Source organism: Halomonas sp. SIMBA_159 (assembly GCF_046536035.1).
Taxonomy (GTDB): Bacteria; Pseudomonadota; Gammaproteobacteria; order Pseudomonadales; family Halomonadaceae; genus Vreelandella; species Vreelandella venusta_A.
The window spans coordinates 1-254 of sequence record NZ_JAWJBT010001076.1; the positions used below are offsets into that span (position 1 = coordinate 1).

General features: G+C 40.9%; 1 protein-coding gene. It reads right to left on the reverse strand.

What is annotated here, in order from left to right; genetic code table 11:
• Positions 1-254, reverse strand: a 254-nt coding sequence (locus R0J87_RS22585) for a hypothetical protein (RefSeq protein ID WP_498889131.1), incomplete at both ends; no start/stop codon positions are given.

The following is a 254-nucleotide window of genomic DNA, read 5'->3' on the forward strand; positions in this document are numbered from 1 at the left end:
TAAAGACTCCTCCAGTATGAACAGTTCCGAACCAGTACAGATTGTCAAAACTTCTACATAAACGAATGTCTTTTCTTGTGTCGATCCCCTCAGCGTCAATATTAAAGAACGATGAATCGTTTGTGGTCGGTTTATTTGTAAGGTATTGACCTGCTGCAGAATAACGGCCAGGGGGTAAAGATAAAATATCCGTTCCATCTAGCACAGTTGGGAGCGGTTTACGATCACCTGAATCTTGAGTGATTTTGTACAAT